The following is a 22197-nucleotide window of genomic DNA, read 5'->3' as shown; positions in this document are numbered from 1 at the left end:
TACAAAACAGGACGGGACACAACTTCAACGCTGGTGGCAGGCGGCCTCGGTTCTTTATAATGGTCGCGCCAGTGAAGGCGCTCTTTCATCGCCCTTTCCCCCCTGTTCTCACCACGGATAACGCCTTTTCATGAAGTGGATCAAGACTCTGGTTATCTCGGCCTTCTGGCTGCTGGTCTCATTGTCCGTCGCGGCGCTGCTCAGCGTGGCCGGGGCGGCGTTGTATTTCTCGCCGGGCTTGCCCGACGTTCGCCAACTGCAGGACTTCGAGCTGCACACGCCACTGCGCATCTTCACCCGTGACGGGAAGCTGATCGGCGAATATGGCGAAGAGCGTCGCATGGCGGTCTCGTTCGACGAAATCCCCGAAGACTTCATTCAGGCCCTGCTGGCCGCCGAAGATGCCTCTTTCTTCGAGCATCGCGGCGTCGATCCCCGTGGCCTGGCCCGTGCGGCGGTGGAGCTGGTCGCCAGCGGCGACATCCAGTCAGGTGGCTCCACCATTACCATGCAGGTGGCGCGTAACTACCTGCTCACGCTCGACCGTACCTTCACCCGCAAGATACGCGAGATTCTCCTGGCGCTGCAGATGGAGCGCATCCTGACCAAGGAGGAAATCCTCGAACTCTACGTCAACAAGATTTTCCTCGGTCACCGCGCCTACGGCATCGCTGCCGCCGCGGAGGTCTATTACAACAAGCCGCTGGAGGAACTCACCCTGGCGCAGAAGGCGATGATCGCCGGTCTGCCCAAGGCGCCCTCGCTGTTCAATCCTCTGGCCAACCCCGAACGCTCACTGATCCGTCGCAACTGGATCCTCTACCGCATGCGCCAACTCGGCCATATCGACCAAGCCACCTACGAGGCAGCCGTACAGGAGCCGACCACCGCACGCCGACATGTTGCCCAGGTCGAAGTGGACGCCGACTATGTGGCCGAGATGGCCCGCCAGTACGCCCTCGAACAGTTCGGCGAAGAGGCCTATACCGGCGGCTACCGCATCCATACCACCCTGGACAGCGAGCTGCAGCCCTTCGCCCGCCAGGCCCTGGCCCGCGGCTTGATCGACTACGATACCCGCCATGGCTGGCGCGGTCCGGAAGAGCGCGACATTCCCGCCAGCCTGGCCGAAGCACAGGAGCGCACCGAGCGCCGCGGGCTGGAAGAGGAACTCGACGAATCCCCCGAAATCATGCAGACCGCGCGCCAGGCCGCCGAGCGCAGCCAGACCCGCGTGGAAGGCATTGACGGCGATGTCAGCAACTGGTTACGGGTACTGGAACGCACGCCCGGCTTCGGCCCGCTGCAGCCGGCTATCGTAGTGGCCAGCGAAGGCCGCGAAATGCGCGTACTGACGCGCAACGCCGAGATCGTTACCCTGAATTGGGAAGGTCTTTCCTGGGCACGCGAATACCGTAGCCCGCGTGCACGTGGCCCGGAGCCGGGCTCCGCCGCCGACATTGCCCGCACCGGCGATCTGGTGCGCATCCTGCAGCGTGACGACAACAGTTGGCGACTCTCCCAGCGTCCTGACGCCGAAGGCTCTATCGTGGTGATGGATCCACGTAGCGGCGCCATTCTCGCCCTGCAGGGCGGCTTCAGCTTCAACGCCAGCAAGTTCAACCGTGCGGTACAGGCGCAACGCCAGTCAGGCTCGATCTTCAAGCCCTTCGTCTTTCTTGCGGCACTCGACACCGGCCTGATGACAGCTTCCACCGTGGTCAACGACGCCCCAGTGGTGATGCATGACGGCAGCAGCCTGTGGAGACCGGTGAACTCCAGCGGCGATTTCCTCGGCCCGACTCGTCTGCGCGTGGCACTGGCACGCTCGCGCAACCTGGTCACCATTCGCATCCTGCAAACCCTGGGGCTGGAAAACACCATCGAGTACCTGGAAGGGTTCGGTTTTGCTCCGAGCCGGCTGCCCCGCGGCCTGTCGTTGGCCTTGGGCAGTGCCGATCTCACTCCGCTGGAGATGACCAACGCCTATGCCGTGCTGGCCAACGGCGGCTTCCAGGTCTCTCCCTGGTTCATCGAGCGCGTGACCCGCGGCAACGACGACCAGCTCATCAGCGAAGCCCAGCCGGCCATTGCCTGCCACGACTGTCGCGATGGACAGACCGAAGTCGAGATCGACGGCAAGCGCTACGACGTGGCCCCCAGGGTCGCCGACCCTACCGCCGTCTACATCCTGCGCGACATGTTGCGCGACGTGATCGAGAGCGGTACAGGACGCGCTGCGCTGTCGCTCAACCGCAACGACGTGGTCGGCAAGACCGGTACCACCAACGACCAGCGCGACGGCTGGTTCGCCGGGTACAATGACGATCTGGTAGCGACCGTATGGGTCGGCAAGGACAATAACGAGTCGATCGCCGAGTACGGCGGCAATGCGGCCTTGCCTATCTGGATCGACTTCATGGGCAACGCGCTGAACGGACGCCCCGAAGCCAGGCCCGAACGGCCCGCGGGACTGGTCACGGCTCGCATCGACGAGCAGACCGGCCGGCGTCTGGCCGATGGCCAGCCAGGCGGCATCAACGAGATATTCCATCCCGACTACCTGCCGGACATGGAGCCGCGCCGGATCGAGCAGGAGGTCGAGCAGCGCAGCGGTTCACAGGGGACGGGAAGCTACGAAGCGATCTTCTGACGACATCGCCCGGGCGGCACGGAGGCCGCCCACGTCTTGCCAACCACCACAGGCCGCTCTTGATGCGGCCCGTTAGCGGGACAACAGGACAGGTAATTCAGCCATGCCACGCCTAATGTCATGGAGCGTCATCGGATTGGCGCTGTTACCGGGCACCGCCCTTGCCGCCAGCGTCTTCTATGCGCCTCCACCGCCGGAGGATGATGCCCCGACTTTCAGCGGCGAAGCCGAGCTCGGCTACACTCATCTCGCCGGCAATACCGACAGCCAGACCCTGATCGGCAAGAGCCGCCTCGCCTGGCTGACCGGAAGCTGGATCCACACGCTGCGCGGCGAAGTACGCAACGTAACCCGCAACGGCGAAACCAGCGCCGAGCAATATCTTCTCTCGGGCCGTGAACGCTACGACTTCCACGGCCCACACTACCTGTTCGGCTTCGCCCGCTGGGAGAAGGACCGCTTCAGCGGCTACGACCAACAGTTCACCGCCATTGCCGGCTACGGTCGCGACGTCATCGACCGCGAGCAACATCGGCTGTCACTCGAGGGCGGCCCCGGGTTTCGCCACGATCGGGTAAGGGACGACGGGAACGACAACCTCGGCGTCGCCTACAGCGCGCTCGACTATCAGTGGACATTTTCCGACAACTCGAACCTGCGCCAGGAGATGTCAGTGGAAGCCACCGATGTCAACACCATCTCGCGGTCGGTGTCGTCACTCACGTCGCGACTCAACTCACGGCTCTCGCTGCGCCTCTCGCATGAGATCAAGCACAACTCCAGTCCACCCGAAACGGCGGATGCGAATACCGACCACACCACCAACGTGACGCTACTCTACACTTGGTGACTCCGACTCTGGAGCACGACGACACGCCAGATCGCAACGCGCCGACCCAAAGGCCGGCGCGTTACACCAGGGCAATGCCTACAGTCGGCTGCCGTCAGCCGCCATAGACGTCATCCACGGTCTTCAGCGGGTAGTGCGCGGGATAGGGACGCCGCGCCACGCCCGAGTCCACCGCGGCCTGAGCCACTGCCGCCGGGATACGCTCGAGCAGCCGCACGTCGACCGGCGTGGGGATGATATACTCGGGGCCGAACTCCATGTGCTCACGATCATAGGCATCGAGCACCGCCTGAGGCACCGGCTCGCGCGCCAGATCCTTGAGGGCATGCACGGCAGCCACTTTCATCTCTTCGTTGATGCGCGTGGCGCGCACGTCCAGCGCACCGCGGAAGATGAAGGGGAAGCCCAATACGTTATTGACCTGATTGGGGTAGTCGGAGCGACCGGTGGCCATGATCACGTCGGGCCGCGCTTCCCGCGCTACATCGGGGTGAATCTCCGGATCGGGGTTGGTGCAGGCGAAGACGATGGGGTTCGGCGCCATCTTCCGCATGTGCTCGGCGGTCATCAGGTTGGGCCCGGACAGGCCGATGAACACGTCGGCACCGTCGATGGCGTCGTCCAACGTGCGCTTGTCGGTCTCCACCGCGAACATCGCCTTGTAGGGATTGAGCCCTTCGCGCCCGGCATGGATGACCCCACGACGGTCGAGCATGATCAGGTTCTCGGAGCGGGCGCCACAGGCCACCAGCAGCTTCATGCAAGCAATCGCCGCGGCTCCGGCGCCAAGACAGACGATCCTGGCCTCTTCGAGACGCTTGCCGGCGATCTCCAGCGCATTGAGCATGCCGGCCGCCGTGACGATGGCGGTGCCATGCTGATCGTCGTGGAATACGGGGATGCTGCACTGTTCGATGAGCGCCTGCTCGATCTCGAAACACTCGGGCGCCTTGATATCCTCAAGGTTGATGCCACCCCAGGTATCGGCAATGCGCGCCACCGTATCGATGAAGGCCTGCGGACTTTCGGCATTGACCTCGATATCCACCGAATTGATGCCGGCGAAGCACTTGAACAACACCCCCTTGCCTTCCATCACCGGCTTGCTGGCCAGCGGTCCCAGGTTGCCCAGGCCGAGAATGGCACTGCCGTCGGAAATCACCGCGACCAGGTTGCCCTTGCCGGTGTAGCGATAGGCATTCTCGGGGTCTCGTGCGATCTCGCGCACCGGCTCGGCGACACCAGGACTGTAGGCAAGGGAAAGATCACGAGCGGTCGCAGTGGGCTTGGTCAGTTCCACGGAAAGCTTTCCGGGAATCGGTTTGGCGTGATAATCCAGCGCGGCCTGCTTCTTGGCGTCTGTCATGCTGTGAGTCCGGTATCCATCTCTTGGGAAGGCCACCTACAATATAGAAAAACCTTCCACAGCTCAACAGCCGTCCCATTTAGCGATTTTGAACGCTCGTTCGCGAACATTCGACTCTATTTGCTGCAAGTTATGCCAAAAGCCCCAGCTATAACGTTTACCTTATCGCAGCCTTACGCCGCGCAAAAGAAAACCCGCCATGAAGGCGGGTCTCCGAGCGATGATGCTCGCGGCAATGGCGAATCAGCCACGCTTGATGGCGGCACCGAAACGCTTGTTGAAACGCTCGACGCGACCACCGGTGGTCGCCTGCTTCTGCTTGCCGGTATAGAAGGGGTGACACTGGGAGCAGACATCCAGTGACAGGTCATGACCGGCGGTAGAGCCGATCTCGAAGGTCGCGCCGCAAGAGCAAGTGGCGGTGACCGTCTTGTAATCCGGGTGAATACCTTGTTTCATCTTGAGCCTCATGGAGCGGTATGCCGCCACCTGATCCGTTGCCAGGCACCGCATACGGGTTGTCTGTCGTCGCTACTCGTTGAACATTAAGTTCGTTAACCAACCGGTAGCCGCCAAGAGCCTGACACCCTTCTGCCAACACCAGGAAGCAAGAGGGACAGACGTCACGACGGGCCGGATATTCTAGCAGAGTCGACGCCGGAGGCCAATTGCCCGATTCCTTCTCTTCGCCCCCGCCGCGCGTACTGCGCGTCGCCATTCCCAGCCCCCTGAGACGCCTGTTCGATTACCATGCGAGCCATGAGGCGCCGCCGGGAGGGTGGCGGCCCGGGATTCGGGTACGCGTGCCGTTCGGCCGCCGTCAGGTCGTCGGGGTCGTGGTGGCGTGCGCCGCGCAGAGTGACCTGGCACCGGACAAGCTCAAGCCGGTGGACGCCTGGCTGGATGCCGAGCCGCTGCCTGAGGATTGGCTATGGTTGTGCCAGTTCACGGCGCGCTACTACCAGCATTCGCTTGGCGACACACTGCATCAAGCGATGCCCGTGCTGCTGCGCCAGGGTCGCCCCCTGGCCGGGCGTATGCGCGAGCGCTGGCAGGCCCTGACGGAGCCCGGCACGGACGACCCGCGCCTGAAGCGAGCTCCGCGCCAGGCCGAACTGCTGGCCATGCTGCGCCAGCATCCACACGGCTTGCCTACCCAAGCGATAGTGGCCCAGGGCTATTCCCGCGAGCAGTTGACCACCCTGGTGGAAAAACGGCTGGCCGTTCGCGAAGAGATTCCTCTGGCCGCCGCCGACCCCGCCACCGAGCAACTGCTCGCCGAGCCGGCCCTGCCGCTCAACCGCGAACAGGCCCAGGCGTTGGCGGCCATCCATGAACGCCTGGACACCTTCCACCCCTGCCTGCTGCATGGCGTCACCGGCAGCGGCAAGACCGAAATCTACCTGCAGCTCATCGAAGCGGTGGTCTCCCGTGGCCAGCAGGCGCTGCTGCTGGTGCCCGAGATCGGCCTGACGCCTCAGACCCTGTCCCGCTTCCGCCAGCGTTTCCGGGCGCCGGTGGTGGCACTGCACTCGGGGCTCACCGACAATGAGCGCCTGGACGCCTGGGAAGCGGCGGCCAGCGGCCGCGCCGCCATCGTCATCGGCACCCGTTCGGCCATTTTCACCCCCTTGGCACGCCCCGGCGTCATCATCGTCGATGAAGAGCACGACGCCTCGTTCAAGCAGCAGGAGGGGCTGCGCTACCACGCCCGCGACCTGGCCGTGGCCCGGGCCCAGCACCATGCCATCCCGTTGCTGCTGGGCAGCGCCACTCCCTCGCTGGAGAGCCTGCACCACGCCGCGAGCGGCCACTACCGCCACCTGCGCCTGACCCGACGCGCCAGCCGCCACCCACCGGCCCGGCTGGAGCTGATCGATCTGCGTGGCCGCCCGCGCCGGGGCGGGCTCATCGCTCCCGCCATCGAAGCGATCGGCGAGACCCTGTCCGCCGGCCACCAGGTGCTGGTGTTCATCAATCGCCGCGGCTTCGCCCCCACCCTAGCCTGCCATGCCTGCGGCTGGCTCGCCGACTGTGATCACTGCGACGCGCACATGACGCTGCATCGTCAGCCCCCCATGCTCGCCTGCCATCATTGCGACAAACGCCGCCCGGTGCCCGACGCCTGCCCCAGTTGCGGCAGCGCCGACCTGCGCCCGCTGGGCAGCGGTACCGAGCGCACCGAAGAGACGCTCGCCAGCCTCTTCCCCAAGGTACCGGTCCACCGCATCGACCGTGACAGTACGCGCCGCCGCGATGCCTTCGAGCAAACCCTCGCCCAGGTGCGGCGCGGCGAACCCTGCCTGTTGGTGGGCACCCAGATGCTGGCCAAAGGCCACCATCTACCCCACGTTACGCTGGTGGTCGTGGTCAATGCCGATGCAGGGCTCTACGCCAGCGATTTTCGCGCCCTAGAACACAGCGCCCAGTTGCTCGTCCAAGTGGCCGGTCGTGCCGGCCGTGCCGCCCATCCCGGCCGCGTGCTGGTGCAGACTCTGCACACCGACGATCCGCACCTGCGACTGCTCGCCGAACACGGCTACGATGCGCTGGCCGGCCAACTGCTGGCCGAACGCCGTGCCGCCGCGCTGCCGCCCTATCGTTTTCTCGCCCTGCTGCGGCTGGAGAGCCCACGAGAAGATGCGACCATCTCGCTTGGCCGCGAGGCAGCAGCAATGCTGCGCGGCTGGACCGGCGAACACGCTCCCGACGTGCATTGCCTGGGGCCGGTGCCCGCGCCCATGGAACGGCGCCAGAACCGCTACCATGTCCAACTGCTGCTGAGCGCCGGTCGGCGCAGCCAGCTGCATGCCGCCTGCGCCCGGCTCACCGCCTGGTTGGAGTCCTCACCCGAGGCGCGCCGGGTGCGCTGGTCCCTGGACGTCGACCCGCAGACACTGGCTTAGCCACGAGCCACCAGCTCGCCTCTTGGCCCGAAGCGATGCTGGCAGGGTTTAAAGCCGCGCCACAATTGCCGATAATGTTCGACCAGCCATTCTTCGTGGCCGCGCCATTCACGAGTGCCTCAGGCTAACCTGGCCACTGTCATCGCCTCGTGCGCCCGCCGCAACAGGACATAGCCGCTTCATGAAAGAGACGATCATTTCCCTGCTCGAGAACGCCGTCGATACGCTCAAGCAGCAGGGCACACTGCCCGCCGATGCCGCACCGACCGTCAAGGTCGATCCGACCAAGGACAAGGCTCACGGCGACTACGCCACCAACTTGGCACTGATGCTGGCCAAGCCGGCCGGCAAGAAGCCGCGCGAGCTGGCCGAGGCACTGGTCGCGGCGCTGCCGCAAAGCGATGCCGTGGAGAAGGTGGAGATCGCCGGACCGGGCTTCATCAACTTCTTCGCCGCCGCCGACGCCGCCGCCCAGATCGTGCGCCAGGTATTGGATGCCGGCGACACTTTCGGCCGCAGTCTGGTCGGGCGCGGCCGGAAGGTGCAGGTCGAATTCGTCTCCGCCAACCCCACCGGCCCGCTTCACGTTGGCCACGGTCGTGGTGCCGCCATCGGCGACTGCATCAGTCGGTTGCTCGAGGCTACCGGCTTTGATGTGACCCGCGAGTTCTACTACAACGACGCCGGGGCCCAGATCGCCAACCTGGCGCTCTCGGTACAGGCCCGCGCCAAGGGCCTGACTCCGGACGACGACGCCTGGCCCGAGGATGGTTATCGCGGCGACTACATCATTGAGGTGGCCAACGATTATCTGGCCGGCGAAACGGTGCACGCCGACGACCGCCACGTCACCGCCAAGGCCGACCCGGACGACCTCGATGCCATTCGCGACTTCGCCGTGGCCTGGCTGCGCCGCGAGCAGGATCTCGATCTCAAGGCCTTCGGCGTCTCCTTCGACGTCTACTTCCTGGAGTCGTCGCTCTATCGCGAAGGCAAGGTGGAAGAAGCGGTGGAGCGCCTGATCGCAGGCGGCCACACCTACGAGCAGGACGGCGCCCTGTGGCTGCGCACCACCGACTTTGGCGACGACAAGGACCGGGTGATGCGCAAGTCCGACGGCAGCTACACCTACTTCCTGCCCGACGTGGCCTATCACCTGAACAAGTGGCAGCGTGGCTTTACCACCGTTATCAACGAGCAGGGTGCCGATCACCATTCCACCGTGACCCGGGTGCGTGCCGGACTGCAAGCGCTGGAGGCCGGCATCCCCCAAGGCTGGCCCGACTACGTGCTGCACCAAATGGTGATGGTGACCCGCTCCGGCGTGGAGGTGAAGCTCTCCAAGCGCGCCGGCAGCTACGTCACCGTACGCGACCTGATCGACGAAGTGGGCCGCGATGCCACGCGCTTCTTCCTCGCCGCACGCCGCGCCGATTCGCAGCTCACTTTCGACATCGACCTGGCCCGCTCGCAGTCCAACGACAACCCGGTCTACTACGTGCAGTACGCCCATGCGCGGGTGTGCAGCATGCTGCGCAAGGCTGAAGCCCAGGGGCTGAACTTCGATCATGACTTGGCGATGGTCAGCCTGGGCCGTCTGGCGGAGGATCAGGAAAAGGCGGTGATGAACCGGCTGGCACGCTTCCCCGAGGTCGTCGACCATGCCGCCGCCTCGCGCGAACCGCAGCAGGTGGCCCAGTATCTGCTGGATCTCGCCGCCGAATTCCACTCCTGCTATAACGCGGTGAAGGTCATGGTCGAGGACGACGAGCTGCGCAACGCCCGCCTGGCCCTGGGCCTGGCCACACGCCAGGTGCTGCGCAACGGCCTCGACCTGCTTGGCGTCAGCGCCCCGGAGGAGATGTAAGCCATGGCCGCTCGTCGCACGCCCAAGAAGCGTGGCGCCACCACCAGCCGCAAACGAGCCCCCGCCCGGCGCGAGGGCTTTCGCCTGCCCGGCTGGGTGTGGGGCGTCGGCGGCGTCATTGCGGGCTTCCTGCTGGCCCAGCACCAGCACGGCTCCGCTCCATGGCAGGAAGACAGCGACTCGCCGCTGGCCAACCTGATCCCGCGGACACCCACGGAAGTCAGCGAACCCGCGCCGACCATCGAGCCGCGCGAACCGCGCATGCCGACCTTCGAGTTCTACACCCTGCTGCCCGAGGAAGTCGTAGCGCCACGTGAGGTCGCCTCCACCGCCTCGCCGCCTGAACCGGCAGTCAACGTGCCACCTCCCATTGACGGCAATACCGCCGCCGAACCGGCACCGGCCGACGATCCCATCGCCCAGGTGATCGCCGCCAATCTGCGCGACGAGGTGAGCGCCACCCCGGCCAGCGAGGCAGCGGCACCGGCGGGTACGCGTTACATGCTGCAGGCGGCATCATTCCGCCAGCCCGAAGATGCCGAGCAGTTGCGCCAGCGTCTGCGCAATCTGAGCCTGATGGCCCAGGTCAGCCAGGTGCAGTCCGCCGACGGCCAGACCTGGCACCGCGTCATGGTCGGCCCTTACGACGACACCCGGGAGCTCAACCGCGCCGAGGACTTGATGGTGACCCAGGGAATCACCCCATTGCGCCACCGCGCGACCAACTGAGTTCCCTGACGGCACACGCGGGGCACGCATCGATTCTTCCCGTGCTCGACGAAGGCGCTTGAATTCGTCCCCTACCGCCCGCACCTACCCTGAACGCTCTTTCACGGTCTCCGGACATACCGGGGATCGAAAGTCACCGGGAGCCCTCGGCTCCCCGTTACGGAGTCATCTCCATGACCACGATCGTTTCCGTGCGCCGCGGTGACCAGGTGGCCCTGGCCGGCGACGGCCAGGTATCGCTGGGCAACACCGTGATGAAGGGCAACGCCAGCAAGGTTCGCCGCCTCTACCGCGGCCAGGTGCTGGCGGGTTTTGCCGGCGGCACCGCCGACGCCTTCACCCTGTTCGAGCGCTTCGAAGCGCAGTTGGAAAAGTACCAGGGCAACCTGATCAAGGCGGCCGTGGAGTTGGCCAAGGACTGGCGCACCGACCGCGCCCTGCGTCGTCTCGAGGCCCTGCTCGCCGTGGCCGACAAGAACGCCTCGCTGATCATCACCGGCAACGGCGACGTGGTGGAACCGGAGCGCGGTATCATTGCCATCGGCTCTGGCGGCAACTTCGCCCTGGCCGCGGCCCGCGCGCTGCTGGAGAACACCGACCTCTCGGCCAGGGAGATCACCGAGAAGTCGCTCGAGATCGCCGGCGACATTTGTGTGTTCACCAACCACCACGTCACCCTCGAAACGCTCTGAAGGTCGCCACCATGTCCCAGATGACACCCCGCGAGATCGTTCACGCCCTGGATCAGTACATCGTCGGTCAGCAGGACGCCAAGCGCGCCGTTGCCATCGCCCTGCGCAACCGCTGGCGTCGCATGCAACTCGATGACGACCTGCGCCCCGAGGTCACGCCCAAGAACATCCTGATGATCGGCCCCACCGGGGTCGGCAAGACCGAGATCGCCCGACGCCTGGCCAAGCTGGCCCGCGCTCCCTTCATCAAGGTCGAGGCGACCAAGTTCACCGAGGTGGGCTACGTCGGTCGCGACGTGGAATCGATCATTCGCGACCTCACCGAGGCCGCGGTCAAGCTGGTGCGCGAGCAGGCCAAGGACGAAGTGCGCCACCGCGCCGAGGACGCCGCCGAGGATCGCATTCTCGATGCCTTGCTGCCGCCTCCCCGCGGTCAGGAGGCCAGCCCGCGTGCCGACAGCTCCACTCGCCAAATCTTTCGCAAGAAGCTACGCGAGGGCGACCTCGACGACAAGGAGATCGATATCGAGATCACCCCGCAGGGGCCGGGCATCGACATCATGACCCCGCCGGGCATGGAAGAGATGACCAATCAACTGCAGAGCCTGTTCTCCAACATGGGGCGCCACAAGACCGAGACCCGTCGGGTCAAGGTCAAGGACGCCTTCGCCCTGCTGCGTGACGAGGAAGCCGCCAAGCTGGTCAACGAGGAAGAGATCAAGCACCGCGCCATCGACGCCGTGGAGCAGAACGGCATCGTCTTTCTCGACGAGATCGACAAGGTCGCCAAGGGCAGCGGCCAATCCAGCGGCGGCGAGGTCTCCCGCGAGGGCGTGCAGCGCGACCTGCTGCCGCTCATCGAAGGCTCCACCGTCTCGACCAAGTACGGCATGGTCAAAACCGACCACATTCTGTTCATCGCCTCCGGCGCCTTCCACCTGTCGCGTCCGTCCGACCTGATTCCCGAACTACAGGGCCGCCTGCCGATTCGGGTCGAGCTCGAGGCGCTCACGCCCGAGGATTTCAAGCGCATCCTCACCGAGCCCTCCGCCGCCCTGACCAAGCAGTACAAGGCGCTGCTGGCCACCGAGGGGCTCGAAGTCGACTTCACCGAGGACGGTATCGAGCGCATCGCCGAGATCGCCTGGAAGGTCAACGAGGGCACCGAGAATATCGGCGCGCGGCGCCTGCACACGGTAATGGAGCGACTTCTCGAGGAGGCCTCGTTCAAGGGCGCCGATCTTGGCAGCCCGCTGTCGATTGATGCCGCCTACGTCGACTCCCAGCTCGGCGAGCTAGCCATGGACGAGGATCTGTCGCGGTATATTCTGTAAGCCACGTGCCACGGGCTTCGGGCCACGAGCCGCTCGAAGCTCGAAGCTCGAAGCTCGAAGCTCGAAGCTCGAAGCTCGAAGCTCGAAGTCAGGAGTCTGCCCATGACCGCCCCCATCCCCAGCAAGATCCACTACCACAAGAAGACCCGCGAGCTGGAACTCACCTACACCGACGGCGAGAGCCACCGCTTGCCGGTGGAGTACCTGCGCGTCTATTCCCCCTCTGCCGAGGTGCGCGGTCACCATCCCAGCCAAGCCGTGCTGCAGGTCGGCAAGAAGGACGTCGGCCTCAAGAACATCGAGCCGGTGGGCCGCTATGCCGTCAAGCTCGCGTTCGACGATGGCCACGATAGTGGCATTTATAGCTGGGAATACCTCTTTGAACTGATCGAGAACCGCGAGGCCTACTGGGCCGACTATCTCGAGCGTCTGGAGAAGGCCGGCTCGAGTCGCGAACCGCTGGGCATCGAGATCAAGCAGCTCTAAGTGGCTCTAGTCGCCCCTGCAGGTCAAAGACAAGGCAGCCGGAGGAAGGCTACAATGTGGCCCAACATGAGGCCCAGCCTCACCTTTCCGCAGCGATTCGGGAGCCTTTCACGCATGAGCCCTCACTCCACCCCCGGCGACCAGCGCACCACCCACTTCGGCTATCAGGAAGTGCCGGTAGAGGAAAAGGCCTCGCGCGTAGCCGATGTCTTCCACTCCGTGGCAGCGCGCTACGACGTCATGAACGATCTCATGTCGCTGGGCATCCACCGGCTGTGGAAGCGGCTCACCATCGAGCGCTCGGGCGTACGCCCCGGCCACAGCGTTCTCGACATCGCTGGCGGCACCGGCGACCTGACGCTCAAGTTTTCGCGCATGGTCGGACCTCGCGGCCGGGTGGTACTGGCCGACATCAACGAATCCATGCTGCGGGTCGGCCGTGACAAGCTGCTCGACAACGGGGTCGGCGGTAACGTCGAGTACGTGCAGGCCAACGCCGAATGCCTACCATTCCCCGATAACAGTTTCGACTGTATCACCATCGCCTTCGGCCTGCGCAACGTCACCGACAAGGACGCCGCGCTGCGCTCCATGGCCCGCGTGCTCAAGCCCGGCGGCCGGCTCCTGGTGCTGGAATTCTCCAAGCCGAACAACCCCGTACTGACCCGGGCCTACGACGAATACTCCTTCCGCCTGCTGCCGCTGATGGGCCAGATGGTGGCAGGCGACGCCGACAGCTACCGCTACCTGGCCGAATCGATTCGCATGCATCCCGACCAGGAAACGCTCAAGGCGATGATGGAAGCGGCAGGTCTGGAGCGAGTGGAATATACCAATCTCACCGGGGGCATCGTCGCCCTGCATCGCGGTATCAAGCTCTGAGGGCGCAATGACCTTGACCCCGACCCTGCTGCTGGCCGGCATCGAGCGCACCCTCAACGCCCTGCTCGCCCGGGACCTGGCCGCCCCCTCGCGCCTGGCCCGGCTGTCCGGCAGCCGGCTGCTGTTGCGCTTGGAGCGTCCCTCCCTGGCGTTGTTGCTGAGCTTCCATCCTCACGGCGTGGACCTGATGCACCAGGACGACCCCGACGAGAGCAGCGCCGACACCGTGGTGGAACTCGATGCCGAGGCGCTGGGAGAGCTGCTGGGCGGCGAATCCCTGGAGCGCCTGATGTTCCGTGGCAGGCTCGCCGTGCGCGGGCGGATCCACCTGCTCGAGGAGGTGCGTGACCTGTTCCTTGATCTCGAGATCGACTGGGAAGCGGAGCTGGCTCGCTGGCTGGGCGACGTACCCGCCCATAGTTTCGCCGAAGGACTGCGCAGCCTGGCCCGCTGGGGCCTGCGTGCCCAGGAAGAAATGCGCGCCGACGTTGCCGAGTACGTGTTCGAGGAAGCTCGCCTGCTCCCCGGCCGCCGGCAACTGGAGAACCTGCGCGATCATCTCACCGAACTGGAGGTGGCCGCCGATCGACTCGATGCCCGTCTGACCCGGCTGCGCCGCAGGCTCGAGAGCGAGGCCACATCATGATGGGGCTACGGCTGCTGCGCATCATCTGGGTGATTACCCGCTATCGCCTGGATACCCTGCTGCCCTTGCAGCGCTTACCGTGGTGGCTGCGGCTGGTCTTCGTGCTGTCACCGCTGCGGCTGGTGCCGGTGGGACGTCGCAGCGGCGGCGAGCGGCTGCGCCTGGCGCTGGAGTCGCTCGGCCCCATCTTCGTCAAGTTCGGCCAACTGCTCTCCACCCGCCGCGATCTGCTACCGGAGGAGATCGCCGACGAGCTGCGCCGCCTGCAGGACCAGGTACCGCCCTTCCCCGGCAGCGAAGCCACCGCCCTGGTGGAAACCGAGCTGCGCATGCCCCTCGAGGTCGCCTTCGCCCACTTCGAGCCCGAGCCGCTGGCCTCGGCCTCCATCGCCCAGGTGCATGCCGCCCGCCTGCACAGCGGCGAGGACGTGGTGGTCAAGATCATCCGCCCCGGTATCGACCATATCATGCGCCAGGACATGGCACTGATGTACCGCGTGGCCGGCCTGCTGACGCTCATCCCCGAGGCCCGCCGGCTGCGCCCGGTGGAAGTGGTGCGTGACTATGAGGCAACCCTGTTCGACGAACTCGATCTGCACAAGGAGGCGGCCAACACCTCGCAGCTCAAGCGCAATTTCAAAGATTCGCCGCTGCTCTACGTACCCACGATCTACTGGTCGCATACCCGCAAGCGAGTCATGGTGCAGGAACGCATACACGGCATTCCCGTTGCCGACATCGCGGCACTCGAGGCCCAGGGTACCGACCTCAAGCGACTCGCCGAGCGCGGCGTGGAGATCTTTTTCACCCAAGTGTTCCGTGACAACTTCTTTCACGCCGACATGCACCCGGGCAATATCTTCGTCGCCCGCGAACACCCCCAGGATCCACAGTATATCGCCATCGACTGCGGCATCGTCGGCAGTCTGGCCCGCGAGGACCAGGACTACCTGGCACGCAATCTCCTGGCCTTCTTCCATCAGGACTATTACGAGGTCGCCGCGTTGCACATCGAGTCGGGTTGGGTCGGCGAGGAGACTCGCGCCAACGAATTCGCCGCGGCAATCCGTACGGTATGCGAGCCGATCCTGGAGAAACCGCTCAAGGACATCTCCTTCGGTCAGGTGCTGCTCGGCCTGTTCCAGACCGCGCGGCGCTTCAACATGGAGGTGCAGCCGCAACTGGTTCTGCTACAGAAGACCTTGCTCAACATCGAGGGCTTGGGACGCCAGCTCTATCCCGACCTCGACCTGTGGAGCACCGCCAAGCCGTATCTGGAGCGCTGGATGAAGGAGCGCGCCGGAGCGGCCGGGCTGTGGGAGTCACTCAAGCGCCAGGCACCGGAGCTGTCGCGCCAATTGCCGGAACTGCCCAGCGTAGCCCACCAGGCACTGACCCGGATCGAGCATGAGCATCGCCAGCGCCGTCGCCAGGCCATGGCCCTGAGCGGTATCCAGCACCAGCTTCGCGTTGGCCGCCGCGGCGGACGGCGCCTACGCCTGGGGGTGTTGCTCGCCGGCCTGGCATTAGCCTGGCAGCCGCTCTCCGAGTGGGCCATGAACCAACCCTGGCCGATACTGGTCCTTGGTGCCATCGGCCTCGTGCTGCTGGCCTGGCAATGAACTTGACCCACCGCAACCGGAATCGCCCCCATGCGTGATATTCTTGATGAACTCTTCGACGTACTGCGCCAACGCCGCAGCGCCGACCCCGCCGAATCCTACGTGGCCGCCTTGCATGACAAGGGGCTTAACAAGATACTCGAAAAGATCGGTGAGGAAGCCACGGAAACCCTGCTGGCCGCCAAGGACGCCGAAACCGGTGGCGAGGCCGCACGCAAGGCTCTGGTCGCCGAGACCGCCGACCTATGGTTTCATAGCCTGGTGATGCTGTCGCATCTCGGACTCGACCACCGGGACGTGCTAGACGAGTTGGCCTGCCGTTTCGGAATCTCCGGGCACGAAGAGAAGGCCGCAAGGTCCAAGTGAAATTGGCTTCCGGATCCGCCGGAAACCCGACTCAGAGGTAACACTTCATGTTAGGTGGCATCAGTATCTGGCAACTGCTGATCGTACTCGGCATCATCATCCTGATCTTCGGCACCAAGAAGCTGCGCAACATCGGCTCCGACCTGGGCGGCGCGGTCAAGGGCTTCAAGCAGGCCGTCAACGAAGACGACGAGAAGAACAAGCCGCAAGCCAAGGTGACCCACGAGGAGCAGCAGCCCAATACCTATGACGTCCAGGCCGAGCAGAAGTCGGCGGACAAGGTCGAGGAACGGGAAGAGCGCAAGTAAGCCTCCATGTTTGATATCGGCTTCCTGGAACTGCTGATTCTCGGCATCGTGGGTCTGCTGGTACTCGGCCCGGAACGCCTGCCCAAGGCAGCGCGCACGGCGGGACTGTGGATCGGCAAGATCAAGCGTACCGTCTCGAGCATGCAACGCGAGATCAACTCGCAGCTCGAGGCGGAGGAACTGCGTCAGAAGCTCAAGGAGCAGCAGACCAAGCTCGACGAGAGCCTCAACAAGGCCAAGCGCGACGTCGAGAGCATCGCCCAGCCCTACTCGTCCTCGACACCGCCCAAGGACGAAAACGAGCGGCCCGATGCCGACCGGCGCCAGACCGACGACGAAGCGCCGTCGGCTTCCGCTCGCCTCGACGATGCCCTGGCCGAAGCCAGGGCCACGAGCCACGAGTCCTCTCCTTCCGACGATGACAAGGGCGCCGCTTCCCGATGAGCGACTCCGACGACAAGCAGGAACTTGGCCAGGCTCCTCTGATAGAGCACCTGATTGAGCTGCGTTCGCGCCTGCTGCGCGCCGTGGTGGCGATCTTCGTGATCTTCCTGGGGCTCTACCCGTTCGCCAACGAGATCTACACCTTCGTGGCCCAACCGCTGATGGGCATGCTCCCGGAAGGCTCGCAGATGATCGCCACCGAGGTGGCCTCGCCGTTCCTGGCTCCCTTCAAGCTGACCCTGGTGGTGGCGGTATTCGTCGCCATCCCCTACGTATTGCACCAGGCCTGGGCCTTCGTCGCGCCCGGACTCTACGACAACGAGAAGGCACTGGCCCTGCCGCTGCTGGCCTCGAGCGTAGGCTTGTTCTATGCTGGCGCCGCTTTCGCCTACTACGCGGTCTTCCCGCTGCTGTTCCAGTTCTTTACCCAGGCCGGGCCGGAGAACGTAGCGGTGATGACCGACATCAATCAGTACCTGAATTTCGTCCTCAAGCTGTTCTTCGCCTTCGGCGTGGCCTTCGAGATTCCCATCGCCACCTTCCTGCTGATCGCCTCCGGGGCCACCACGGTGGAGAGCCTGACGAAGAAACGCCCCTACATCATCCTGAGCTGCTTCGTCGTCGGCATGCTGCTGACCCCGCCCGACGTGATCTCCCAGAGCCTGCTCGCCATCCCTATGTACCTGCTCTACGAGGTCGGCATCCTTTTCGGTCGCCTGGTGCAACGCAAGAAGCAACGGCCGGGCCAGACCACCCCGGCCGAAGAGCGCGACGACACCTGAGCCACCATCAAGCAGGCGATGAACGTAAAGCGCCCCCGTCCGCCAGCGAACGGGGGCGCTGCACATTCGAAGCGCGGCGTTACAGATCCATCAGCTCATCGATACGCTCGACCAGTTTGAAGATACCAGTGGCGGCCTCACCGATACGCGTGGCGAGCATGTAGGCCGGAGTGGTCACCACACGGTTCTCGAAGTCGACCACGATATCCTCGACGCCACAGCTGCGATGCAGTCCACCCATCGAGCTGATCGCACCGGCAACACCGGGATCGTGGCCGATGGTCACGGCAATGCCCGGACCCAGCAGTTTGGGCACCAGCGCCGGCGCGATACACATCAGCCCGATCGGCTTGCGCGCCTCATGAAAGGGCGCAACGGCCTCGACCAGTTCCGCCAGCGGCTCCATGTCACTGCCGGCTTCGGCAAAGTTGGACAGGTTCTTGGCCGCGCCGAAACCACCGGGCAGGATCACCGCATCGAACTCGTCGGCCTCGAGTTCCCCCAGCGGCGCTATGTTGCCCCGCACCAGCCGCGCCGACTCCAGCAACACGCTACGCGTCTCGCCCTCGATCGCCTCGCCGTTGCGATGGTCGATCACGTGGTACTGCATGATGTCCGGTGCAAAGCAGCGATAGCCGATGCCCAGTTGATCCAGACGCAGCAAGGTCAGGGTGGTCTCGTAGATCTCCGAACCATCCTGAACGCCGCAGCCCGACAGGATGACCGCCACTTGTTTGCTCATGCCTTTCTCCTTGTAGTAAGGCGCCTCGAATGAAGGGCTATGCCTCGAATCCCGAAGCCAACACTTTAGAGAGTCGTGCCGGGTGCGACAAGGCGCGGCTTTTCGCTTCGATCAGCACTGATATACTCGACACAATACATTTCGTTTGTCATCGAACCGTCATTCTTCCCAGGCACACTGCCGTCAGTTGATGACATGGCGGAAGTGGCCACAGCCGGAGTAGAGCATCTTGAGTTTCATGACCACACGCCAGTTCCCCGCCACACGTATGCGGCGCATGCGCCGTGACGATTTCTCGCGTCGACTGATGCGGGAATCGACCCTGACCGCCGCCGACCTGATCTGGCCGGTGTTCGTCCTCGACGGCGAGAAACGCCGCGAGGCCGTGCCCTCGATGCCGGGCGTAGAGCGGCTGTCGCTGGACCTGCTGATCGAAGAGGCCCGCGAAGCCCACGCACTGGGAATTCCTGCCCTGGCCCTGTTCCCAGTGGTGGAACAGGCACTGAAAAGCGAGCTGGCCGAGGAGGCCTACAACGCCGGCGGTCTGGTCCAGCGCAGTGTACGTGCACTGAAGGCCGCAGTGCCGGAGCTGGGTATCATGACCGATGTAGCACTCGACCCGTACACCATCCACGGCCAGGACGGGATCATCGACGACAGCGGCTACGTGCTCAACGACCGTACCGTGGAGACGCTGCTCAAGCAGGCGCTGTCACATGCCGAGGCCGGGGCCGACATCGTCGCGCCGTCGGACATGATGGATGGCCGCATCGGCGAGATCCGCCAAGTGCTCGAGCAGGAGCATCTCCACAACGTGCGCATCATGGCCTACAGCGCCAAGTACGCCTCGCGCTACTACGGTCCGTTCCGCGATGCGGTGGGCTCGGCAACCAACCTGGGCAAGGCCGACAAGCGCACCTATCAGATGGATCCGGCCAACATCGACGAGGCGCTGCACGAGGTAGCCCTGGATCTGGCCGAAGGCGCCGACATGGTAATGATCAAGCCCGGCATGCCCTATCTGGACGTGGTGCGTCGGGTCAAGGACGAACTGCGGGTGCCCACTTACGCCTATCAGGTCAGCGGCGAGTACGCCATGCACATGGCCGCCTTCGACAACGGCTGGCTGGACCCCGACGAAGTGCTGCTCGAGTCGCTGATGTGCTTCAAGCGCGCCGGAGCCGACGGAATCCTGACCTATTTTGCCAAACGAGCGGCGACACTGCTCGCATCCTGACGGCAGAGCCAGCCCGACCAAGCGGGGCACTCTGCCACCTAGCTACGAGAGAGCGCTATGGTAGATGTGCCCGACCCTGCCGATCCCTTTGAACCAACGGAAATCGGAACGCCCGGCGACGGAGCCGACGAAACCGCCCTCGAACCGGCCGCCCCGCGCCTAAACCAGAGCCACGCCGGCGTCAAACCCAAGCCACAGCCCGACTCCGTGGCCGACCTGAGCGACCCGGCGTTGTACTTCAACCGTGAGCTCTCGCACCTGCAGTTCAACGTGAGGGTGCTCGAGCAGGCCTTGGACGAGGCACATCCACTGCTCAACCGGTTGATGTTCTTGCTGATCTTCTCGTCCAACCTGGACGAGTTCTTCGAGATCCGGGTTGCCGGCCTCAAGCATCAGGTCGCCTTGGGCGATGAAACCACCGGTGCCGACGGCCGCCTGCCGCGCCAGTTGCTGGCCGAGATCTCCCAGGTCGTGCACGAACAAGTCGAGCGCCAGTACCAGATTCTCAACGAGATTCTGATCCCTGCGCTCGAGGCCCAGCAGCTACGCTTCCGCCGCCGCGACGAGTGGACCGAGGCGCAGAGGAACTGGATTCGCACCTTCTTCGAGAACGAGATCGTGCCGGTGATCAGCCCGATCGGGCTGGACCCATCGCATCCTTTCCCGCGACTGGTCAACAAGAGCCTCAACTTCATCGTCGAGCTGGAGGGCAAGGATGCCTTCGGCCGCAAGGGTGGGCTGGCGATCCTGCCGGCACCTCGTTCGCTGCCTCGGGTCATCGCGCTACCCGGTGAGCTCTGCGAGGCGGATTTCCAGGAGTTCGTGTTCCTGTCGTCAATGATCCACGCCCATGCCGCGGAAGTCTTTCCCGGCATGACGGTACGCGGCTGCTACCAGTTCCGCCTGACCCGCAACGCCGACCTCTCGATGGACCCTGAGGAGGTGTCCGACCTGGCTTCGGCGCTGCGCGGCGAGCTGCTGGCCAGGCGCTACGGCAGCGGTGTGAGACTGGAAGTCGCCGACAATTGTCCCGAGGAGCTAGCCTCCTTCCTGCTCAAGCAGTTCGAGCTGGAGCAGAGCGATCTGTATCGCGTCAACGGCCCGGTGAATCTGACCCGCATGATCTCGGCGCTAGGCGACCTGGATCGCCCCGACCTGCGCTACCGCCCCTTCACGCCGGGGCTGCCCAAGGCGCTGCGCAAGAAAGCGAGCCTGTTCGAGGCCATCGCCGGCAGCGATATCCTGCTGCACCACCCCTTCCAGGGCTTCTCTCCGGTAGAAGACTTGCTCCGCGAGGCGGCCCGCGACCCCAACGTGCTGGCGATCAAGCAGACCCTCTACCGTACCGGGGCCGATTCGGCCATCGTCAACGCCTTGGTGGAAGCGGCAAGCAACGGCAAGGAGGTCACCGTGGTGATCGAGCTGCGCGCACGCTTCGACGAAGCCGACAACCTGGCGCTCGCCTCACGCCTGCAGGAGGCGGGAGCCATCGTCATCTATGGCGTCATGGCCTACAAGACCCATGCCAAGATGATGCACATCGTACGCCGCGAGCGAGGGAAACTGCGCCATTACGCCCACCTGGGCACCGGCAACTACCATGCTCGCACCGCCAAGCTATACACCGACTACAGCCTGCTCACCGCCAATGCCTCGCTGTGCGCCGACGTGCACAAGGTATTCCAGCAGCTTTCAGGCATGGGCCGGGCGCAACATATCGACAGGCTGCTACATGCTCCCTTCACGCTTCACGAGCGCCTGGTCGCCATGATCGAGCGCGAGGCCGAGCATGCCCGTCGCGGCCGCCGCGCCCAACTGATCATCAAGTGCAACTCGCTGACCGAGCCGAAGCTGATCCAGGCGCTGTATCGGGCCTCCCAGGCCGGCGTCGAATGCGAGCTGATCATTCGCGGCATGTGCTGCCTGCGCCCCGGCGTGCCAGGGGTCTCGGAGAACATTCGCGTGCGTTCGATCATCGGTCGCTTTCTCGAGCACACCCGGGTCTTCCACTTCCATAATGACGGCAAGGAAGAAACCTGGTGCTCGAGCGCCGACTTCATGGCGCGCAACATGTTCCACCGGGTCGAAACCGCCTTCCCGCTCGTCGACCGCAAGCAGGCCGAACGGGTGCGCAAGGATCTCGAAACCTACCTGGTGGACAACTGCCAGAGCTGGCTGCTGCAGCCGGACGGTCGCTACCTTAAGCAGCAGCCGGGGAACAGCGCACCGATCAGCGCCCAGGAAACGCTGCTCTACGCCTACGCGACCAAAGCCTGAGTCAGGCT

General features: G+C 64.6%; 20 protein-coding genes. 17 read left to right on the top strand and 3 right to left on the bottom strand.

Annotated elements, in window-relative coordinates; genetic code table 11:
• Positions 1 to 130: 130 nt before the first annotated feature.
• Positions 131 to 2653, top strand: coding sequence for a penicillin-binding protein 1A (locus HOP51_RS11965; protein ID WP_234274127.1), 2523 nt, complete (start codon positions 131 to 133; stop codon positions 2651 to 2653).
• 103 nt (positions 2654 to 2756) lie between these two features.
• A complete protein-coding gene (locus tag HOP51_RS11960) occupies positions 2757 to 3503 on the top strand; it encodes a DUF481 domain-containing protein (protein WP_234274126.1) in 747 nt (248 codons plus the stop codon).
• A gap of 94 nt (positions 3504 to 3597) precedes the next feature.
• On the opposite strand, the gene HOP51_RS11955 is transcribed toward HOP51_RS11960, so the two are convergent.
• Both HOP51_RS11955 and rpmE read right to left on the bottom strand, forming a co-directional pair.
• Positions 3598 to 4869, bottom strand: a complete 1272-nt coding sequence (locus HOP51_RS11955) for a malic enzyme-like NAD(P)-binding protein (RefSeq protein WP_234274125.1) — start codon at positions 4867 to 4869, stop codon at positions 3598 to 3600.
• A gap of 243 nt (positions 4870 to 5112) precedes the next feature.
• Positions 5113 to 5328 carry a 50S ribosomal protein L31 gene (rpmE, locus tag HOP51_RS11950; RefSeq protein ID WP_159549000.1) on the bottom strand — a complete coding sequence of 72 codons (216 nt, stop codon included), beginning with the start codon at positions 5326 to 5328 and terminating at the stop codon, positions 5113 to 5115.
• A 209-nt stretch (positions 5329 to 5537) separates the two neighbouring features.
• Here rpmE and HOP51_RS11945 point away from each other — a divergent pair, with 209 nt between their 5' ends.
• The 13 genes from HOP51_RS11945 (at position 5538) to tatC (ending at position 17933) form a co-directional block, all read left to right on the top strand.
• Complete coding sequence (locus HOP51_RS11945; protein ID WP_234274124.1) at positions 5538 to 7775, top strand: primosomal protein N'; 2238 nt, start codon at positions 5538 to 5540, stop codon at positions 7773 to 7775.
• A gap of 181 nt (positions 7776 to 7956) precedes the next feature.
• Entirely contained in the window at positions 7957 to 9642 is a 1686-nt protein-coding gene (gene argS, locus HOP51_RS11940; RefSeq protein ID WP_234274123.1) for an arginine--tRNA ligase, read from the top strand.
• A gap of 3 nt (positions 9643 to 9645) precedes the next feature.
• Positions 9646 to 10371, top strand: coding sequence for an SPOR domain-containing protein (locus HOP51_RS11935; RefSeq protein ID WP_234274122.1), 726 nt, complete (start codon positions 9646 to 9648; stop codon positions 10369 to 10371).
• 173 nt (positions 10372 to 10544) lie between these two features.
• Positions 10545 to 11063 (top strand): ATP-dependent protease subunit HslV, encoded by a 519-nt coding sequence (gene hslV / locus HOP51_RS11930; RefSeq protein WP_234274121.1) that lies wholly within the window; start codon positions 10545 to 10547, stop codon positions 11061 to 11063.
• Positions 11064 to 11074: 11 nt separating this feature from the next.
• Entirely contained in the window at positions 11075 to 12397 is a 1323-nt protein-coding gene (gene hslU, locus HOP51_RS11925) for an ATP-dependent protease ATPase subunit HslU (RefSeq protein ID WP_234274120.1), read from the top strand.
• Between the two features lie 102 nt (positions 12398 to 12499).
• Positions 12500 to 12883, top strand: coding sequence for a gamma-butyrobetaine hydroxylase-like domain-containing protein (locus tag HOP51_RS11920; protein WP_234274119.1), 384 nt, complete (start codon positions 12500 to 12502; stop codon positions 12881 to 12883).
• A 114-nt stretch (positions 12884 to 12997) separates the two neighbouring features.
• Entirely contained in the window at positions 12998 to 13765 is a 768-nt protein-coding gene (gene ubiE, locus HOP51_RS11915) for a bifunctional demethylmenaquinone methyltransferase/2-methoxy-6-polyprenyl-1,4-benzoquinol methylase UbiE (RefSeq protein WP_159548979.1), read from the top strand.
• Between the two features lie 7 nt (positions 13766 to 13772).
• Positions 13773 to 14411, top strand: coding sequence for a ubiquinone biosynthesis accessory factor UbiJ (locus HOP51_RS11910; RefSeq protein ID WP_234274118.1), 639 nt, complete (start codon positions 13773 to 13775; stop codon positions 14409 to 14411).
• The gene (gene ubiB, locus HOP51_RS11905; protein ID WP_234274204.1) at positions 14411 to 16033 is read left to right on the top strand and encodes a ubiquinone biosynthesis regulatory protein kinase UbiB; all 1623 of its coding nucleotides are present in this window, start codon (positions 14411 to 14413) and stop codon (positions 16031 to 16033) included. Before HOP51_RS11910 ends, ubiB begins: the two co-directional genes overlap by 1 nt.
• A 30-nt stretch (positions 16034 to 16063) precedes the next feature.
• Positions 16064 to 16399, top strand: a complete 336-nt coding sequence (locus HOP51_RS11900; RefSeq protein ID WP_234274117.1) for a phosphoribosyl-ATP diphosphatase — start codon at positions 16064 to 16066, stop codon at positions 16397 to 16399.
• Between the two features lie 47 nt (positions 16400 to 16446).
• Entirely contained in the window at positions 16447 to 16707 is a 261-nt protein-coding gene (tatA, locus tag HOP51_RS11895; protein ID WP_234274116.1) for a Sec-independent protein translocase subunit TatA, read from the top strand.
• 6 nt (positions 16708 to 16713) lie between these two features.
• Positions 16714 to 17151 carry a Sec-independent protein translocase protein TatB gene (tatB, locus tag HOP51_RS11890; protein ID WP_234274115.1) on the top strand — a complete coding sequence of 146 codons (438 nt, stop codon included), beginning with the start codon at positions 16714 to 16716 and terminating at the stop codon, positions 17149 to 17151.
• Complete coding sequence (gene tatC / locus HOP51_RS11885; protein ID WP_234274114.1) at positions 17148 to 17933, top strand: twin-arginine translocase subunit TatC; 786 nt, start codon at positions 17148 to 17150, stop codon at positions 17931 to 17933. Before tatB ends, tatC begins: the two co-directional genes overlap by 4 nt.
• Before the next feature lie 79 nt (positions 17934 to 18012).
• Here tatC and elbB read toward each other — a convergent pair whose 3' ends face one another.
• On the bottom strand, positions 18013 to 18675 hold the full coding sequence (gene elbB, locus HOP51_RS11880) for an isoprenoid biosynthesis glyoxalase ElbB (RefSeq protein ID WP_234274113.1): 663 nt from the start codon (positions 18673 to 18675) through the stop codon (positions 18013 to 18015).
• Positions 18676 to 18913: 238 nt separating this feature from the next.
• Between elbB and hemB the strand changes: the two genes are divergently transcribed.
• On the top strand, positions 18914 to 19912 hold the full coding sequence (gene hemB, locus HOP51_RS11875; protein ID WP_407061802.1) for a porphobilinogen synthase: 999 nt from the start codon (positions 18914 to 18916) through the stop codon (positions 19910 to 19912).
• A gap of 57 nt (positions 19913 to 19969) precedes the next feature.
• Positions 19970 to 22189, top strand: a complete 2220-nt coding sequence (ppk1, locus tag HOP51_RS11870; protein WP_234274111.1) for a polyphosphate kinase 1 — start codon at positions 19970 to 19972, stop codon at positions 22187 to 22189.
• Positions 22190 to 22197: the final 8 nt, after the last annotated feature.

This window comes from Billgrantia zhangzhouensis, assembly GCF_021404465.1.
GTDB lineage: Bacteria > Pseudomonadota > Gammaproteobacteria > Pseudomonadales > Halomonadaceae > Halomonas > Halomonas zhangzhouensis.
This window is presented reverse-complemented; position numbering and strand designations above follow the sequence as displayed.

Coding starts and splice junctions, on each gene's coding strand:
- tatC (WP_234274114.1), top strand. CDS start 17,148: ATGAGCGACTCCGACGACAAGCAGGAACTTGGCCAGGCTCCTCTGATA.
- hslU (WP_234274120.1), top strand. CDS start 11,075: ATGTCCCAGATGACACCCCGCGAGATCGTTCACGCCCTGGATCAGTAC.
- HOP51_RS11965 (WP_234274127.1), top strand. CDS start 131: ATGAAGTGGATCAAGACTCTGGTTATCTCGGCCTTCTGGCTGCTGGTC.
- HOP51_RS11910 (WP_234274118.1), top strand. CDS start 13,773: ATGACCTTGACCCCGACCCTGCTGCTGGCCGGCATCGAGCGCACCCTC.
- ppk1 (WP_234274111.1), top strand. CDS start 19,970: ATGGTAGATGTGCCCGACCCTGCCGATCCCTTTGAACCAACGGAAATC.
- HOP51_RS11920 (WP_234274119.1), top strand. CDS start 12,500: ATGACCGCCCCCATCCCCAGCAAGATCCACTACCACAAGAAGACCCGC.
- tatA (WP_234274116.1), top strand. CDS start 16,447: ATGTTAGGTGGCATCAGTATCTGGCAACTGCTGATCGTACTCGGCATC.
- argS (WP_234274123.1), top strand. CDS start 7,957: ATGAAAGAGACGATCATTTCCCTGCTCGAGAACGCCGTCGATACGCTC.
- HOP51_RS11955 (WP_234274125.1), bottom strand. CDS start 4,869: ATGACAGACGCCAAGAAGCAGGCCGCGCTGGATTATCACGCCAAACCG.
- HOP51_RS11900 (WP_234274117.1), top strand. CDS start 16,064: ATGCGTGATATTCTTGATGAACTCTTCGACGTACTGCGCCAACGCCGC.
- hemB (WP_407061802.1), top strand. CDS start 18,914: ATGACCACACGCCAGTTCCCCGCCACACGTATGCGGCGCATGCGCCGT.
- HOP51_RS11935 (WP_234274122.1), top strand. CDS start 9,646: ATGGCCGCTCGTCGCACGCCCAAGAAGCGTGGCGCCACCACCAGCCGC.
- ubiE (WP_159548979.1), top strand. CDS start 12,998: ATGAGCCCTCACTCCACCCCCGGCGACCAGCGCACCACCCACTTCGGC.
- HOP51_RS11960 (WP_234274126.1), top strand. CDS start 2,757: ATGCCACGCCTAATGTCATGGAGCGTCATCGGATTGGCGCTGTTACCG.
- tatB (WP_234274115.1), top strand. CDS start 16,714: ATGTTTGATATCGGCTTCCTGGAACTGCTGATTCTCGGCATCGTGGGT.
- elbB (WP_234274113.1), bottom strand. CDS start 18,675: ATGAGCAAACAAGTGGCGGTCATCCTGTCGGGCTGCGGCGTTCAGGAT.
- hslV (WP_234274121.1), top strand. CDS start 10,545: ATGACCACGATCGTTTCCGTGCGCCGCGGTGACCAGGTGGCCCTGGCC.
- ubiB (WP_234274204.1), top strand. CDS start 14,411: ATGGGGCTACGGCTGCTGCGCATCATCTGGGTGATTACCCGCTATCGC.
- rpmE (WP_159549000.1), bottom strand. CDS start 5,328: ATGAAACAAGGTATTCACCCGGATTACAAGACGGTCACCGCCACTTGC.